2 protein-coding genes are annotated in these 1768 nt (G+C 71.8%); both read left to right on the top strand.

The genetic code is table 11. The annotated features are described in order from the left end of the window. A partial coding sequence (locus E2651_RS43000; protein ID WP_348541710.1) for an acyltransferase domain-containing protein occupies positions 1 to 920 on the top strand: 920 nt, incomplete at its 5' end. A 58-nt stretch (positions 921 to 978) separates the two neighbouring features. Continuing rightward, positions 979 to 1701: a class I SAM-dependent methyltransferase gene (locus E2651_RS42995; RefSeq protein ID WP_245239558.1), complete on the top strand. Its 723-nt coding sequence runs from the start codon at positions 979 to 981 to the stop codon at positions 1699 to 1701. Positions 1702 to 1768: the final 67 nt, after the last annotated feature.

Below are 1768 nucleotides of genomic sequence, written 5' to 3'. Positions count from 1 at the left end.
CGCCGGGGGCGGGCGCGGTGCTTCCGGACGCCGACGACCTGGCGGAGGTCCTCCTCGACCTGGCCGTCGGGCACGAGGACATCAACGGCCTCGTCGAGCTGCGCGGGCGGCTCGTCGAGGATCCCGACGCGCGATGGCTGCTCGACCGCTGCGTCGAGGCGCTCGTGCGGGACATGGGCAGGCCCGGGGCGGGGCCCCGGATCCCGGTGCTGCCCGAGGAGTTGGGGGAGCCCGGACGCTGCTTCTTCGTTTTCGTGTACGTGGCGGCGCGGCCCCGGGTCCGCGCATACCACCGCGGCCGCGGCATCCCCGACGACGTCTCGCGCCGCACCCTCGCCGACCTCGGCCGGCATCTGGCGGTGCACCGCAGGGCGCACGGCGGCCGCGGCCTCGTGGTGCCGGGGTGGAACAGCCTGCATTTCCGGGGCGAGCTCTATCAGTTGGGCCGCCTGCAGTTCCAGCGCGCCGTGCTCGGGGCGCGCATGGGCTCGGTGACATCCGCCGCCGGGCACGCGGCGGGCCCGGGCGACCCTTGCCTCAACCTCCACATCACCGACTTCCGGGGGCCGCTGACTCCGGAAGCGTGCGACCGGTCGCTGGCGCTGGCACGGGAGTTCTTCGCGCGCCACTTCCCGGAGGAGCGGTATGAGACAGCTGTCTGCCACTCCTGGCTGCTCGATCCACAGCTGAAGCGGTATCTGCCCCCGGAGGCGAACATCGTCCACTTCCAGGAGCGATTCCGCGTGGCGCGGGGGTATGAGGAGGAGCCGGACGACGACGCCCCCATAGCCTTCGTCTTCGGCGACCGGGGCCTGCCCGTGGCCGAACTGCCCAGGCGGACAAGGGTGGAGCGGGCGGTGGGGGACCATCTGCGGGCGGGAGGTCATTGGTACGGCGGGCATGGCTGGTTCCCGCTGTAGCCGAGGCGACAGGAGCATGAGGGGGGAACGGGCCTGCGGGACGCTTCGTTGACGGGTCATGACTGCTGAGATGCGTGAGGGACACGAGGGAACGGGCCCCGGAACGATCACGCCGGACGGCTGCGCGGTGGATCTGTACGCCCGGCTGTCCGTCGGGGACGAACCGGACGTCATCGAGGCCGCCGTGCCGGCCGGGGCGCACATTCTGGAACTGGGCAGCGGGGCGGGGCGGGTGACCCGGCCGCTGATCGAGCGGGGTTTCCGGGTGACGGCGGTGGACGAGTCGGCCGAGATGCTGGAGAAGGTCGAGGCGCTCGCCGGGACCGAAGGACCCGGCGGTGTGGTCCGCACGGTGCGCAGCGCGATCGAGTCGCTCGACCTGGGCGAGCGATTCGACGTGGTGATGCTCGGCTCGTTCCTCGTGCACGAAGGCGACCTGGCGGTGCGGCGCGGCATGTTGGAGACGTGCCGGAAGCATGTGGCGGACGACGGCTGCGTCCTGATCCAGCGGGAGGGCATGGACTATCACACGAACCTGCCGCGGGAGCGGGTCGACCCGGGCGGCTACACCGTACGGATCGTGTCGGCGGACCCGGTCGGCGATGGTGTGAACCGAGTGCACGCGGAGTACATCTTCCCGGACGCCCACTGGACCCAGACGTTCCTCGCCCGCCCCCTGACGAAGGAGCAGTTCGAGGAGGCCCTGGCGGAGGCGGGCCTGAAGGTGGACACGTATCTGACGGAGGACGGGATCTGGGTGAGGGCGGTCCGGGTGTCGTAAGCCCGGTGAGGCCCCCGGCCGGCAACTGGCCCCCGAGACCCCGCTAGCCCTCGAGACCCCGCTAGCC

Source organism: Streptomyces sp. MZ04 (genome assembly GCF_004684775.1).
GTDB lineage: Bacteria > Actinomycetota > Actinomycetes > Streptomycetales > Streptomycetaceae > Streptomyces.
Note: the sequence above shows the minus strand (reverse complement) of the source record. Positions and strands in the feature narration are given on the sequence as shown.

Bases quoted from the DNA above. Each gene is read 5' to 3' on its own strand.
- E2651_RS42995 (WP_245239558.1), top strand. From the start codon at position 979: ATGACTGCTGAGATGCGTGAGGGACACGAGGGAACGGGCCCCGGAACG.